The sequence below is a fragment of the Phyllobacterium sp. YR531 genome (genome assembly GCF_000282595.1).
In the GTDB taxonomy this organism is placed as follows: Bacteria; Pseudomonadota; Alphaproteobacteria; order Rhizobiales; family Rhizobiaceae; genus Phyllobacterium.
Map to the genome: position 1 here is coordinate 136302 of NZ_AKIZ01000003.1, position 14733 is coordinate 151034.

The 14733-nt window shown below is 52.1% G+C and carries 13 protein-coding genes; 7 read left to right on the forward strand and 6 right to left on the reverse strand.

The features are described from left to right. Positions 1-40: 40 nt before the first annotated feature. From PMI41_RS01865 to PMI41_RS01875, 3 genes are all read left to right on the forward strand, one after another. A complete protein-coding gene (locus PMI41_RS01865; protein WP_008121174.1) occupies positions 41-1030 on the forward strand; it encodes a zinc-dependent alcohol dehydrogenase family protein in 990 nt (329 codons plus the stop codon). A gap of 313 nt (positions 1031-1343) precedes the next feature. Continuing rightward, entirely contained in the window at positions 1344-2876 is a 1533-nt protein-coding gene (locus PMI41_RS01870; RefSeq protein ID WP_081497090.1) for an MDR family MFS transporter, read from the forward strand. Then, entirely contained in the window at positions 2873-3265 is a 393-nt protein-coding gene (locus PMI41_RS01875; protein WP_008121179.1) for a lysozyme inhibitor LprI family protein, read from the forward strand. The genes PMI41_RS01870 and PMI41_RS01875 overlap by 4 nt, the downstream gene beginning before the upstream one ends. A 19-nt stretch (positions 3266-3284) precedes the next feature. On the opposite strand, the gene PMI41_RS01880 is transcribed toward PMI41_RS01875, so the two are convergent. From PMI41_RS01880 to PMI41_RS01905, 6 genes are all read right to left on the reverse strand, one after another. Beyond that, positions 3285-4712, reverse strand: coding sequence for a gamma-aminobutyraldehyde dehydrogenase (locus PMI41_RS01880; protein WP_008121180.1), 1428 nt, complete (start codon positions 4710-4712; stop codon positions 3285-3287). Positions 4713-4729: 17 nt separating this feature from the next. Next, positions 4730-5545 (reverse strand): ABC transporter permease, encoded by an 816-nt coding sequence (locus PMI41_RS01885; RefSeq protein ID WP_008121182.1) that lies wholly within the window; start codon positions 5543-5545, stop codon positions 4730-4732. Further along, complete coding sequence (locus PMI41_RS01890) at positions 5535-6488, reverse strand: ABC transporter permease (protein ID WP_008121184.1); 954 nt, start codon at positions 6486-6488, stop codon at positions 5535-5537. The genes PMI41_RS01885 and PMI41_RS01890 overlap by 11 nt, the downstream gene beginning before the upstream one ends. Continuing rightward, positions 6485-7486, reverse strand: a complete 1002-nt coding sequence (locus tag PMI41_RS01895) for an ABC transporter ATP-binding protein (protein WP_008121185.1) — start codon at positions 7484-7486, stop codon at positions 6485-6487. The genes PMI41_RS01890 and PMI41_RS01895 overlap by 4 nt, the downstream gene beginning before the upstream one ends. 84 nt (positions 7487-7570) lie before the next feature. Then, entirely contained in the window at positions 7571-8731 is a 1161-nt protein-coding gene (locus tag PMI41_RS01900) for an ABC transporter substrate-binding protein (RefSeq protein WP_008121187.1), read from the reverse strand. Positions 8732-8847: 116 nt separating this feature from the next. Further along, positions 8848-9756, reverse strand: a complete 909-nt coding sequence (locus tag PMI41_RS01905) for a LysR family transcriptional regulator (RefSeq protein WP_008121189.1) — start codon at positions 9754-9756, stop codon at positions 8848-8850. 256 nt (positions 9757-10012) lie between these two features. Between PMI41_RS01905 and PMI41_RS01910 the strand changes: the two genes are divergently transcribed. The 4 genes from PMI41_RS01910 (at position 10013) to PMI41_RS01925 (ending at position 14725) form a co-directional block, all read left to right on the forward strand. Further along, positions 10013-10936: an AraC family transcriptional regulator gene (locus tag PMI41_RS01910; RefSeq protein ID WP_081497085.1), complete on the forward strand. Its 924-nt coding sequence runs from the start codon at positions 10013-10015 to the stop codon at positions 10934-10936. Between the two features lie 186 nt (positions 10937-11122). Then, positions 11123-12229: an outer membrane protein transport protein gene (locus PMI41_RS01915; protein ID WP_008121194.1), complete on the forward strand. Its 1107-nt coding sequence runs from the start codon at positions 11123-11125 to the stop codon at positions 12227-12229. Next, entirely contained in the window at positions 12180-13436 is a 1257-nt protein-coding gene (locus tag PMI41_RS01920) for an MFS transporter (protein ID WP_157179270.1), read from the forward strand. The genes PMI41_RS01915 and PMI41_RS01920 overlap by 50 nt, the downstream gene beginning before the upstream one ends. A 2-nt stretch (positions 13437-13438) precedes the next feature. Further along, positions 13439-14725 (forward strand): D-arabinono-1,4-lactone oxidase, encoded by a 1287-nt coding sequence (locus PMI41_RS01925; RefSeq protein WP_008121198.1) that lies wholly within the window; start codon positions 13439-13441, stop codon positions 14723-14725. Positions 14726-14733: the final 8 nt, after the last annotated feature.

Consider the following 14733-nt stretch of genomic DNA (forward strand, 5'->3'; position numbering starts at 1 on the left):
TGTCATAGGCTATTGAGTTCAAATAGTTTGGAGTTATGACATGACACGCATAGTTCGCCTTCACGAGTTTGGTGCACCGGAGGTTCTCCATATTGAGAATGTTGATCTCCCCGCTCTCGGTCAGCAAGACGTACGAATACGGGTAAAAGCGCTTGGTCTCAATCGAGCGGAAGCGCTGTTCCGGTCAGGAACCTACATCGAAACACCGGCTCTGCCGTCCGGTTTGGGATTGGAAGCGGCGGGCATAGTCGAGGCTATTGGTGAGGGCGTGCGTGACTTCGCACTGGGCGATATTGTAAGTGTTGTACCCCCTGTTTCGATGGCTCGCTGGCCTGCCTATGGTGAAGCCGCAATCTTTCCTGCAAGACTGCTGGTTAAACACCCTCCATCCCTCGGTTGGGTAGAAGCCGCAGCTTTGTGGATGCAGTATCTCACTGCTTACGGCGCCTTGATTGACATAGCACAGTTGCGCAAAGACGACTTCCTTGTCATCACCGCAGCATCCAGCAGTGTTGGACTTGCCGCCATACAGATTGGAAACATGGTTGGAGCAAACACAATCGCTGTCACGCGCACATCCGCCAAGAAAGACGCACTGCTTGAGCATGGCGCGCAACATGTAATCATTTCAGACGAAGAAGACTTGGAGCAGAAGCTGAAGGAGATTTCCGGTTCGTCAGGTATCAGAGTGGTGTTCGACGCTGTTGGCGGGCCAATGTTCGAGGCATTCACTGGTTCTATGTCCGAGGGTGGGATTCTTATTGAGTATGGTGGCCTAAGCAAGGAACCAACGCCATTTCCCTTGTTCAATGTGCTGAGCCGAAGACTGACGCTACGCGGCTATCTCGTCCATGAAGTTATTACTGACGACAAAAAACTGGCTGACGCCAAAAGATTCATTCTGGCCGGGTTGGAGTCTGGTGAACTCAAACCAGTGATCGATAGAACATTCCCCTTTGAGAACATCGTCGAAGCTCATCGCTTTCTTGAATCAAACCAACAGTTTGGCAAGATTGTCGTGACGATATAGGGACTGTTGCCCAATGCTTGCCATATAGGGGCTAGGGTTTTCTGTCATCCTAGCCTGCCTGTCACTATTTACCGTGACAGTATGACATAGTGTTTATTTTTCAGCTTCCGCTTCAGGCTCAGCAAGCAAATGCTGAAATGAAGCTCGAACTGCGTTGACATTACATCTGGACAGGGATTGAATTGCAGTGCGCGATTTCTGCGCCAAGATTCCCGTCGCCAACAAAGCTCACTATCAGGAACGAATTATTGGAGTGCTGGCTGCCTGGCCGGCGAATGCCGCCGTTCTCGAGAAAACGTCAGAAGAAATCATCATGATCGATAAAGTTTCCAAAACGAACCGCCCATTGGTTATCGTATCGATCGTGCTGGCGACCTTTATGGTTGCTATAGAGGCAACGATTGTCGCGACAGCCATGCCTCATATTGTCGGCGAGCTTGGTGGGTTTACCTACTACAGTTGGGTATTCTCGGCATTTCTTCTGGCGCAATCAACGACCACTATTATCTATGGCAAACTATCCGACACCTTTGGACGCAAGCCCATATTGGTAGTGGGCATTATCATATTTCTTATCGCTTCCACACTTGCAGGTTTTGCCTGGTCAATGGCATCCCTCATCGGATTCCGCTTGTTGCAGGGTATTGGTGCCGGAGCAATTACGCCCGTAGCGATGACGGTGGTTGGTGATCTCTACACGCTTGAGAAACGCGCAAAAGTACAAGGCGGCCTTGCAACCGTTTGGGCGTTCTCCGCAGTGGTGGGTCCGCTCGCAGGTGGCCTAATCGTCGACTACGTTTCGTGGGGATGGATTTTCTGGATCAACATTCCCTTGGGCATACTCACAATACTTGGCTTCGTGCTTTTTCTGCATGAAACAATCGAACATAGGCAGGTGAAAATTGATTATCTCGGAACGGTGCTTTTCTCGATAGCAATTGTGTCGCTCCTGATCATGCTTACCGAGACTGATGCGGGTTTCGTGGTACTTACGGCACTCGCCGTACTGGTAGTTGTCGCCGGCTATCTCTTTCTCCTGCAAGAGCGCCGGGCTCCTGAACCGATAATATCGTTGGAACTCTGGAGTCGCAGACTGATCGCAACGAGCAATACTGTTGTCCTTCTGGCTGGCATGGCTCTTATCGGCCTGACCACCATGCTGCCCATTTATGTGCAAGGTGTACTCGGGCGTTCACCGCTGGTCGCTGGTTTTACGTTGACGATGCTCATTGTAGGATGGCCATTAGCCGTAATGCTCTCTGGTCGCTTGTTCAGTACTTTTGGAATTCGAAACACCTTACGCGTCGGAAGTTGCATGTTCCCCCTCGGTGCCGCACTTTTGCCTTTCCTGCACATCGACAGCAGCCCGGTCGTTGCCGGGATAGGTGCTTTCATGATGGGTTTTGGGATGGGCCTGATCAATTTTACCAGTATCATTCTGGTTCAAGAGAGCGTTGACTGGTCAATGCGCGGCAGTGCAACCGCATCTATAATTTTCTCACGAAGCCTCGGCAATACACTTGGCGCGACAGCACTCGGTGCAATCCTGAATGTCGGCATATTACACTTTGGCAGCGGAGAACTTGCGGATCAGTTGCACAACATGTTGAACCAGCCCGCAGGCTTGATCAACCTTTCCTCAAACCCCGCAATTCAGTCGGTCTTCTATTCTGCACTGCATTGGACGTTCTGGGGAGTGTTCGTGGTCGCGGTTCTTACATTCATCACAACCTGGCTAGTCCCGGTCTCAACCGATGCCGGTCGGAAAAACGCGCAACCAACAACCGAACAGAAGATTGAGAGCATTGATCCTGCTCTTGTGTCATTGGACGAGAAACAATCATGAAGACGCGTTTTTTGCCATTAGGCTTTCTCATATTATTGCAGTTGGCATTATCAGTCTCCGTGCGCGCCGAGGACTGCGAGACAAACGCATCCAACATGGCCGAGGTGCGCGCCTGTTTGGATGATAAACTGGAAGCCGACCTCTCCACAGCAATTGACAGCATGCATGATTTCGTCCAACCGCAGAATGCCGAGGCAGCAAAGCTATTATTGACTGCCCAGACAAGCTGGCGGAAATTTGCCGAGGACTCCTGCAACTACTCGGTCGCTGCACGTCAGACAGCTGAACTGGAAAACGATGCACGCTTGGCGTGTTGGAGCACTTTTGTTCGTGCACGTATCAAGGTGCTCAATGCGTATCGCCGGAATTTTGGCAAAGCCGATTTTTAACGCTTCCCCACCCAAGCTCTCAGCCGTGATTGATCATGATGTGGCGCACGGCGGTATAATCCTCCAAGGCATAAACAGACATGTCTTTCCCATAGCCTGATTGTTTGACACCACCATGGGGCATTTCATTGGTCAGCATGAAATGCGTATTGATCCACGTACAACCATATTGCAGTCTCGATGCAGCCTTCATCGCTTTGGAGATATCCTTTGTCCATACTGAAGATGCCAGCCCATAATCACTGTCGTTTGCCCAGTTTACGGCTTCATCATCTGCGCGAAAACGAGTAACCGAAACAACCGGGCCAAAAACCTCACGCCGGACAATTTCGTCCTCCTGAGTTGCTCCGGCGACAACGGTAGGCTGAAAAAAGAAACCTTCGGCACTCCCTGCACGACCGCCCGTTGTAATCTCTATATGTTTTTGCTCTGTTGCGCGCTCGACAAAGCTGGCGACGCGATCACGCTGTCGGCCAGAGATCAATGGCCCGATCTCATTTACCGTATCGTCTGAATCATTGTAACGAATGGTTGAAACAGCCGATGTCAGGTCAGCAACAAGCTTTTCATAAATACCGTCCTGCGCATATATCCGGCAAGCCGCAGTGCAGTCCTGCCCCGCATTGTAATAGCCAAAAGTACGGATGCCATTAACCACGGCTTCAAGATCGGCATCGTTGTAAACAATGACAGGTGCCTTACCGCCAAGCTCCAAATGAGTGCGCTTCACCGTCTTTGCTGCCGCCTGCAGCACTTTCTTTCCCGTCGCAATGTCACCGGTAATCGATACCATGCCGATTTTAGGGTGGTTGATCAGGGCATTACCCACCGTATCGCCACGGCCAAGAATGACATTCACTACACCCTCAGGCAGTATTTCAGCGAGCAGTCGGGCCATCTTCAAAGCCGTAAGTGGTGTCTGTTCAGAGGGTTTGAATACCACTGTGTTGCCGCCCGCAATGGCTGGGGCCAGCTTCCATGCCATCATCATTAGCGGGTAGTTCCAAGGCGCAATGGAGCCAACAATACCAATGGCGTCACGACGAACCATAGAGGTATGCCCGGGAAGATACTCGCCTGCAACGGGCGCTTGCATGGATCGGACGGCACCTGCGAAAAAACGCCAGCAATCGATTATTGCTGGCAACTCATCATTGCGTACCGCATTGATGGGTTTTCCGCAGTTGAGGGCCTCTAGTGCAGCAAAATCGTCCGCATGTTGCTCTATGGCGTCTGCAATTTTCAGAAGGTAACCTGACCGCTCGGCTGGTGTCGTCTGCGACCATGAAACGAAGGCACGTTCAGCAGCATCTACCGCCGCGTCAATCTGACTATGGGAGGCCTCTGCCAGATCTATGATCTTTGCGCCTGTTCGGGGATTGAGAATCTGTTCTTCAACCTCTGTCCCGGCTTCGAATTTCGAACCGATCAGCAATTGCGTGTCCATTCTTCTTTCTCCCATGATTATTTGCCGGAACCAGCGATCTGGTCGCCGTCGCGTGTAAGATAGTAGGCAGCAAGGATCGGCAGAAACGTCACGAGGACAACGACCATCGCTACAACATTCGTAACGGGCCGCTGACGTGGCCGGATCAACTCTTGCAACATCCAGATTGGCAAAGTCGACTGCTGCCCTCCTGTGAATGTAGTGACAATCACCTCGTCAAATGACAGGGCAAAAGCCAGCATTCCGCCTGCCAGAAGCGCGGTGCCGATGTTGGGCAGGATGACATGGCGGAAGGTCTGAAAGCCATTCGCCCCAAGGTCCATTGAAGCTTCGACAAGCGATCCCGAAATACGCCGGAAGCGCGCAATCGCATTGTTGTAGACGACCACGACGCAAAAGGTGGCGTGACCAAGCACAATGGTCCAGATTGAGAATGGAATTTCCGCCATGCTGAATGCTGAGCGGAGAGCGATACCAGTGATAATCCCCGGTAGAGCAATCGGCAGAATGACCAGCAGCGATATTGTTTCACGCCCAAAAAACCGGGTCTGGCTCACTGCTGCTGCACACAACGTTCCCAGAACCAGCGCGATGGCAGTAGCAATCGACGCAACGCGAACCGAAAGGCTTAGTGCCTCCCATACATCCGGCCGATTCCACGTCACGGCAAACCATTGTAGGGTCAGGCCCGGGGGTGGAAACTGATAGCTTTTTTCCTCGGTGGTAAAAGCATAAAGGAAAATCAGCAAAATTGGCACATGCAAGAAAACCAGACCGCCAGCAGCGGCAATCTTCAGGCCAAGTGGCGCAGAGGCGGAACGATCAGAGCGCATCGAAAGCCCCCATACGTCGTGCCATCCATAGATAAAGGCCCATGATGATAATCGGGACCACAGTGAAAGCTGCAGCCAATGGAATGTTCCCGGCAGTTCCCTGTTGCGCATAAACTGCCTGACCGATGAATAATCGCGACGAGCCGATGATCTGCGGGATGATGTAGTCGCCAAGCGTCAATGAAAAAGTGAAAATTGATCCGGCCACGATTCCGGGCAAAGCCAATGGCAACAGCACGTGGCGGAATGTCTGCTGTGGTGTGCTGCCAAGATCAGATGATGCTTCGATCAGGTTGACGGGTACACGTTCCAGCGACGCCTGTATGGGCAGAATCATGAATGGAAGCCAAACATAGACGAATACAATGAAGGTGCCCGTGTAACTGACTGACAGGGAATTGCCGCCGATAACAGGAAGAGACAGCCAGGCATCAAGTAGCCAAAGGAGGTTCAGTTTTGTCAGGAGCCAAGTCAGTATTCCTTCTTTGGCTAAAATAAGCTTCCACGCATATATCTTGACGAGATAGCTCGACCACAGGGGCAGCATGACGCCCAGATAGAAAAATGCTTTCCATTTCCCCTTAGCGTATCGCGCTGCGTAATAAGCGATGGGGAAGGCTATAAGAGCGGAGAAAAGCGTGACAATCACCGCCATCGAAACGGTGCGGATGATGATATCGAGATTGGTCTCGTTCAACAATTGCCCGTAGGTGGACAAGGTGAACTCATAATTCACCAATCCTGAATAATCGTCGATCGAGAAGAAACTTTGCAGCAGAAGTGCAAGAAGCGATCCAAGGTAAATGATGCCCAGCCAAAGCAGTGGCGGAGCCAGCATCAGGGCCAGGAATACATGTGGATGCTTCCAGAAGAAATCCGATATACGCCCTACAAGTCCGGCTTCCTTCGCCAGCATGACTCGTTGGCTGGTCACCGTGCTCATGTCGTTGTCTCCATGAGATGGAGATCGTTTGGCGCAAAACTCAATGAGACAGTGCTACCCTCCTCCGGCACGGGCTGAGTGGCAGGACTGGTAATATGCAGCTTTGTATCGCCAACAATGACAATGATACGATTGGAGGCACCAAGGAAACTGCGTGAAATTACAGTACCGGAAATTGAGAGCTGCCCTGCCCGCTTGTTATTCAGCTCTATTGCCTCCGGACGCAGGCTGGCAAGTCCCGCCTTGCCGCCCAGCTTCTTGACAAACTCCGGCTCCAAAATATTCGATGAGCCGACGAAATCTGCTACAAATCGGGTAGATGGTCGCTTGTAGACCTCTTCAGGAGTGCCAAGTTGTTGTATTTTGCCTTCATTGAATACGGCGATACGGTCAGCCATGGACAACGCCTCGCCTTGATCGTGAGTAACAAAGACAAATGTAATGCCGAGCGACTTTTGCAAGGATTTCAATTCGTCCTGCATCTGTTCGCGCAACTTCAAGTCGAGCGCGCCCAAGGGCTCATCCAAAAGCAGAACCTTTGGTTTGTTGACAAGTGCCCGGGCCAGCGCAACGCGTTGTCGTTGACCACCGGATAGCTGACCCGGCCGCCTCGCTCCATAGCCGGGCAGTTTCACCATAGCCAAGGCATCTTCCGCTGCCTTCCGGCGTTCTTCCCGGGCAACACCTTTTACCATCAGCCCATAGGCAACATTGTCGAGAATGGTCAGATGCGGAAACAGCGCGTAATCCTGAAACACCGTGTTGACGTTACGCCGGTATGGCGGGATGCCTTCTGCGGTCTCGCCAAAAATCTCGATATGCCCGCCGGTTGGTTGTTCGAAACCCGCCATCAGGCGCAGGCAAGTCGTCTTGCCTGAGCCTGAGGGGCCAAGCATGGCAAAGAACTCACCCTCTTCGACTGCAAGGTCAACAGAATCTACAGCCCGGACAGCACCAAAAAAGCGCGATACTTTTTCGAACAGGACAGCGGCGTTCATGTCTCGCTCCAGTTTGCCAGATCATTCGGGGGGTCCCTGTGTTCCATATGCATGCCTCAATACGCCACGCATATGGAACAGGAATCAGCGGCCACCGATCACGCCGATATAGTCGGAAACCCAGCGATGATAGGGAACGCACTCGCTCTGGCTCTCACATTTGGAAACTGGAGTCCGCCAAAACTTGATCTTGTCGAAATCGTTGTAGCCGTTGGTGGCGCAGCCTTCGTCAGTGAGGAGTTCGTTGCCCTTGCACGCAGCCCCCACAGAGGGATTAGCGCCAAACCAGGCAGACACATCACCCTGCACTTTTGCTGAAAGGCTGTGCTCCATCCACATATAAGCACAGTTCGGATGAGAGCTCTCCGCGTGTAGCATCGTGGTATCAGCCCAGCCTGTCGTGCCTTCTTCCGGAAACTCCGAGGCAACGGGCTGCTTTTCCGACTTCAGCAAATTGACCTGAAACGGCCATGAACCGGAAGCGACGACACCTTCGTTCTTAAAGTCATCTACCTGGATCATGGCATCGTGCCAGTAGCGGCCTGCAAGTTTGCGCTGGCCACGCAGCACATCAAGCGCAGCCTTGTACTGGTCTTCATTCAGTTCATAAGGGCTTTTGATCCCCAGTTCCGGTTTGTGAAACATCAGATAGTTGGCAGCATCCGCAATGTGGATAGGGCCGTCATAAGCTTGAATACGCCCCTTGTTGGACTTGCCGTCCGGCAGGTTCATCTCTTCAAAAACAACGTTCCAGCTCTTTGGCGGCTTGTCCTTGAAAACTTCCGTATTGTACATCAGTACGTTCGGCCCCCAAACATAAGGCACGCCGTAATGTACCCCTTTGACCGTGTACCATGGAGCTTCCTGCAATCGCTTATCGACATTCTTCCAGCTTGGAATGAGGTTCGTATTGATCGGCTGTACACGTTTGCCGGCAACAAGGCGTAGCGATGCATCACCTGAGGCAGTGACAAGGTCAAAGCCGCCCTCGTTCATGAGCGCAACCATTTCATCAGAAGTCGCTGCGGTTTTGACGCTCACCTTGCAGCCAGTTTCCTTTTCGAAACTCGAGACCCAATCATATGCCTTATCGGTGTCGCCGCGCTCGATATATCCGGCCCAGGCCACAATTGAGAGCTCGCCCTCACCTTTGCCAAGTTCCTTCAAGGCTTCTTGAGCGATGACCTGAGTGCAGAACGCAAGTGAAAGGGTAAGTGCGGTACAGGATTTCAGAATCTGCTTCATCTTGAGTCTCCCGATTGCGCCGGCTTCGCGGCAAATGTTCCCGGGAGAAAGCGTGCCTCGAAATCGCCGCTTTCGCAAATTCATTTATCAAAACGCCGTTATCGGTTTTTCCGATATCAACGACTGCGTCCGCTGCGTGATGCTTCAGCAATGCCAACGAAATCACGGGCGGCCTGTGGCAGGCTGGACCCCTTTCGCCAAACCATGCCGACCTGAACGACAGGTAAAGAGCCGGATACATCCCGGCTTTCAATGCGATCTCCTTCAAGTGACCAAGGGCGGTAAACAAGATCAGGCAGCAGCGCGAGCCCTGCACCTGTTGCGACCAGACTGCGAACAGCTTCGACAGAACGTGTTCGAAACGCCACATGCGGTCGTGCGCCGAGTGCGGTAAGAAGCTTACCCGTATTCTCTTCGATTTCATCCACTGTCAGCATGATCAGTGGTTCGCTTGTAATGTCATTGATCGAGATAATGTCTGCGCTTACGAGCGGATGGCCAAGGGGTAACCATAGCCGGTAGGGAGATGTTTCAATAATTTCCGCCTGCAGGGCCATGCGATCACGCAGATTGGAGATTACCATAACGGCGACGTCCAATTCTCCGCCAACGAGCAAATGTTCAAGATAGGAACCATTGTCTTCAATGGCGCTGATTTCGACACCGGGATGTGCCCGGCGATAGCGTGCCAAAAGATCGGACAGGACGTAGCCCGCAACCAATGATGTAACGCCTAAATGCAGCTTGCCTGCATTTGATGCTTTTTCATCCGAGAATGAACGTCTCGCGTCGGAAACATCTGCCAATATCTTGGTTGCGTGACGTAGAAACTGATGGCCGTTATAGGTTATGTGCAGACCGCGTGGATGCCGCTCGAAAAGTTCGACACCCAGATCCGTTTCCAGTTCCTTGATGGCTTCCGTGATCGACGACTGTGAGATCGACAGGCTCTGTGCGGTGCGGGTGATTGAACCCTGTTCCGCAACGGCGACGAAATATTGTAACTGCCGAAGTGTGAATGCCATGGTGTGATTAATAACGCCAAACTGTTTACTGACAAGCTACAGACTTCAGCTGATTTGCTGACTGGTAATAAGCCCAAGCCTGCCAAGTTACGGTCTTAAATGATATCTTGCCTGCCACCTTGAGATATGCAGAGTGGTGCAGCAAACCAGTGCGGAGGATGGCGTTGCAATACAGTGTGAATGAGCGAATTCATTCCGCATCGGAGCTGACCTCGCTTGTCGAGTTGTTGGCCGGAGATGGTACGAACGATCCCTGGTGCTCCGTGATACCGGGATTGAGGTGAGTGAGTTGAGCAAGCCCGAGACACTTGTTTCGGTTTCGCAAATGACATCTGCAATTCGCAATGCATTAAACCTTTCAAACGATCCGCACATCGGGCTCAGACTGGGCCTCGGCATGAGAATTACAACTTATGGAGTGTATGGATTTGCTTTGCTGAGCAGTCCGACCTGCCGGGCTGCATGTCAGTTCGCACAGAAATACCATGCCTTGACGCTGCCAATGAGCGATCAGCTTTTTACCGAAACCAACACTCATGGAATTTGGTCAACAGAACCCAATGCGAGCATGGTCTCGGACCTCCAACTTTACATCTTTAAAGTGGAGCACATCCTCGGCACCATCATTGCTTTCGCCAAGGATATTATCGGGGATTTTCAGGTGGCGGCAATCAGGCTGCGATACCCGGAACCGTCCGACAGCTCGACCTATCGTCAGGTGTTCAACTGTCCCATCCTGTACGGTCAGCCGGCCAATGAATTGATGATCGACACTGCCCTTTTGGATAGAACACCCCGGCACGCCCATGAGAGTACATTCTCTGCGGTACAGCGTCTTTGCGATGACATGCTTGGAAAAATGGCCACATCCAGCGGGGTTGCGGGACGTCTGCGTGAAATATTCATGGAAAGCGCGGGCCGGTTTCCTCCGATTGAGATGGCATGTGAGCATCTGGGAATTAGCGCACGAACCTTACGGCGCAGACTCGCCAGTGAGGGCGTATCATATCAAACGGTGTTGGATGAAACGCGGCTCAACCTTGCGAAAAGATACCTGTTGGAAACTGGTTTGACCATGGAGGAGATCGCAAGCCGTTTGAACTACAGCGATGCCTCCAACTTCCGTCACGCATTTCGACGTTGGACGGGCAAAAGCCCGGTGGAATTCCGTACGGGATAGAACCTCCCCAACTCTGTTCGCTGCACGAGGGCGCTGCCGTGAAATGGCTGAAAAGCAGAACCGTGGCCCACAATGACCGTAATTCACCTTCGCGTGGCCGTAGCTAACCTGTAACGAACCAATAAAATACGTCACTCTTACACAAGAGGGGTCGGCTTTGCCGAGGGAATGGCTGGGGGGCTATTGATGAATCATAAAGCACTGATTGTTGCAGTTGCATTGGCGGGCTGCGCATCCAACGCCTATGCGGGCGGTTTCTCTTGGGGTGTCGCCGACACCGATATCCTCTATGAAGAGGGTGATATCAACATGCGCTCCGGCGTAACGTTTGTTCGTCCCAACCAAAAATACTCAAAAAATGGCAATACGGATCTTGTTGGTACAAGCCAGTACGAGACTTACGTCATCCCGTCCTTCGCAATCAAACTGAGGTTGACTGAAGGGCTGAGTTGCGCAGGCACCTACACCAAGCCGTGGGGTGCTGAAAAGAAATACGATGCTCCGACCGTACGGGGCGACCTTTCTGAACGATTTCATGTTGACGAGTTCGGTGCGACCTGCGCCGTCAAACTGAGCGTAGGCAAAGGCAATGTCTATTTTCTCGGCGGGATGTTCATTGAACAGTTTGACTATGAACGTGAAATTTTTGGTGGCGCCAATCTGACCCTTGAAGGGCAGGATACTGGCTACAGGGTCGGAGTGGCCTATGACATTCCCGAAATCGCGTTTCGCACGCAACTGAAATACAGATCAGGGACATCTTATGGCGCGGATGGCACCTTATCTCTACCGGGAGGACTGGTAGGCGCACCGGTACCCTTTGTTGACTTTGCAGCCAAAGGCGAAGGAAGCCTGCCCCAGAGCGTTCAATTTGACATCCAAAGCGGGATTGCACCGGGTTGGCTGGTTTTCGGTACGGTACAATGGACTGACTGGAGCGTACTGAAAACACTCCGAGTGACATCTGACATAGACAAAACGGCGGATCAGTATAATTGGCGCGATGGCTGGACTGTAACAGCAGGTGTAGCCCACGAATTCAGCAAAGACATTGCTGCCAATATAAGCCTGACGTGGGATCAAGGCGTGTCGACTGGTTGGGACCTGACCGGCGAAACGTGGATGCTGGCCGTAGGCGGTTTGGCCAAAGACAAGTTTGGTGGCGAATTGCGTGGCGGAGTTGGCGCAGTCTACATGCCTGGCTTGAAGGAGACAAAATACGGCCCTGCCAATGCTGAGGTAGATGATGGATGGGCTTTCGTTGCCAATGTCGGATACGCCATCAAATGGTGATCCGCAAATGAGTCCGGTCAGCACTCACCCGAACTGGCTGGTTGGGAACCCTACCCTTGTGCAGCAATGGGCGGCATTGTGGATCGGTTCTGCCGGCCTGCTTGTCCTGGGTCTACAACCCATATTGCTCGGCGCCCTGTTCTCTGAGCAGCGGGTGAACTTCGACGAGTTGGCCTTAATTGCAACGGCCGAGTTTATCATGATCGCGTTGGGATCAATCCTCGCCGCAACAGTGATCTCAACAAAACATTTACGTATAAAATCAGCTACGTTGATGCTTTTGCTAGGAGTATTGAACTACGCAGTTTCTTTTGCCACCACAGCCAATGAGCTGCTGCTCGTGCGTTCGATTGCAGGTCTGGTTGAAGGGGGAACGGTCGCGGTTTCCATCGAGTTGATAACACGTTGCCGTCACACCGAGCGGATGGGCGGCTATTTCATTTCATTGCAGACATTGGCGCAATGCGCACTTGCCGCGTTGTTGGCACTATGGATCGTCCCGTTATCGGGCTCAAATGGTGGCTTCAACGTGCTTGCCATAGTTTGTTTTGCTTCAATTACCGTGGCTTTGCTGGTTCCTGCCGAGTATGAAAAATTAATCAAGCAAAAAGACAATCTGGATGGCGTATTCACCCTTCGCTCGGCCCTGGCTTTACTGGCAATCTTTTCATTCTTTCTGTTCATCGGCTCTCTCTGGGCATTTCTGGAACCGCTCGGTGCGCAATATGGCATTGACGCCAGACATGTCGGAATGCTGGTTTCCATCAGTCTTGGTGTTCAGGTGGCTGGCGCAATCTGCGCAACATTGATTGATCGCCGACTTGATTATCGGGTGGCAATGATCGCGAGCGTCATAGCGGCGGCGGGTGCCGCGCTCACTCTCGGCAACCAACCCTCCATGTTAGGGTTCTGGGTAAGCGCACTCGTTGTCGCTTTCCTCTGGATGTTCATTACGCCCTATCAAATCGCTTTGACGGTAGCGGCAGACAAGTCACGTGCAACAGCGCTTTTACTTCCCGCAGCACAGCTGCTTGGAGCTGCGCTAGGGCCAATTGGAGCTTCCCTCTTTATTATCAACGATGATGTCGGTGCAGTACCTTATTTCGGCGTAGCGGCACTGAGCTGCAGCCTAAGCGCATCTTGTGTCCTGCTCATTTTACTCGCTGGAAATACCGTTACTCTCGATACAAAGGACAAACCATATTGAACATGGCGATTGGCAATTCCTGGCAGAATTGGGCTGGCTCAGTTACGGCAACCCCACAACTGAAATCCACCCCGCAGACCATTGATCAACTCTCTGCAGCAATCCGATCATCTCCAGGGCCAATCCGCATCGTGGGCACTGGCCATTCTTTTACGCCACTTGTCAAAAGTGATGGCACCATTCTTTCGCTGGATAATTTCAGCGGGCTGATTTCCCATGATAAGGAGACCCTGCAGGCACGCGTTGGAACCGGCACCAAAATCGGGGCGCTCGCTAAATTGCTTCATGGTGTTGGTCAGGCACTGCCCAATATGGGCGACATCGATAAGCAGGCATTCGGTGGTGGTTTGGGCACTGCAACCCATGGCTCAGGCATTAGGCTCGGTGCTTATCATACGCAGTTGACGGCCATGCAAGTCGTGGATGGACGGGGCAAGGTTCACGAGTTCAGCAAAGAAACCACTCCAGATCTCATGAACGCTATGGGGGCTTCACTGGGCGCATTTGGCGCCGTCACAGCGGTAACAATTCAAAACATGGAGAACTACCGGCTGCATCGCCGACGCTGGGTCGAACCCATCGCCAACGTTCTTGACCAGTTCGAAAAGCGAATGACGGCTTATCGGTCTTCCGAGTTTTACTATATTCCGTTTTCCGGACAGGCATTATTTCTATCGAGCGATATTACTCGTGCAGTATCAACTGTTCGCCCGCCGGAAGAGGACGACAGTGCGCTTGTCACGTTGAAAAGACTTCGCTCGTATCTGCTGCATTTTCCATGGTTGCGTCGCAAACTCATAGGATCAGCCCTCGCACGGTTTCCGGTTGAGGATTACGTGGAAGATTGGCTGCGGGTCTACACTTCGGAACGAAATGTGAAGTTTAACGAGATGGAGTATCACCTTCCTTTTGAAGAAGGAGCTGGAACTCTTCGAAAGATTATTACGTTACTTGAACGGAATTTCCCCAACGTCTATTTCCCTATAGAAGTGCGCGTTGTTGCAGCCGATGATGTCTGGCTCAGTCCGTTTTATAAGCGCCCGACCTGCTCGATTGCCATCCATCACGATTCCCGCGAAGACCCTCAGCCTTATTTCAAAGCCGCAGAGGCGATATTCCGGGCCGCGGGTGGCAGACCTCATTGGGGAAAGATGCATAATCTGACCGCCGCGGAGTTGAGCAAAATTTACCCTCGCTGGGCTGATGCAATGGCAGTCCGTAAAGAAATGGACCCCGAAAACCGTTTCGTTTCGCCCTACATTGCCCAGCTTTTAGGTATATCTCTGTGATAGAGGAA